Source organism: Vibrio sp. 10N.222.55.C6 (genome assembly GCF_041473395.1).
Lineage (GTDB): Bacteria > Pseudomonadota > Gammaproteobacteria > Enterobacterales > Vibrionaceae > Vibrio > Vibrio crassostreae_C.
Map to the genome: position 1 here is coordinate 1 of NZ_JBFRSD010000107.1, position 505 is coordinate 505.

Genomic DNA, 505 nt, shown 5'->3' on the forward strand with positions numbered 1-505 from the left:
GAACTAAAGGTGAGATAGTAATAATAGGTTCGAATGCGCACCCTATGATTTACGAGCGTGAATTAGTAGCAAAATTTGAGTTTGCAACTCACAGTCACATCGAGGTGTCCCAGACACTAGATTATGATAGTAGTTTAGGCCATCAAATCTTAAAAAAGAAGTTAGCTGACGTTATAAAATCTGATAAAGGTGAACAGATCTCTGGTGTTTGGTCAGCTTGGGATAGACCTACTCTGGTTATCACTAAAATGATAGACAAGCTAGGCTATTCCGAAAGAATTAAAGTGGCCGGAGTCGATGGAACTAAAGGCACACTTGCATTACTAAAATCTTCACGCTCACTTATTGCTACATCAGCTCAAGATTTAGATGGCATCGCTCAGCGAGTTGCACATTTAGTTTCCATAAAAACTGAACGTTTATCTCCTGACTTACCTCACATTCAACTGCCAGCTAGATTACACACTAAATCAGATTTGCTTGAAGATCTCAGCATCTAGAGACC

1 pseudogene is annotated in these 505 nt (G+C 39.6%); it reads left to right on the forward strand.

Annotation, left to right across the window (positions count from 1 at the left end):
* Positions 1-500: pseudogene (locus AB4486_RS22765) on the forward strand (sugar ABC transporter substrate-binding protein); the annotation flags it as partial.
* Positions 501-505: the final 5 nt, after the last annotated feature.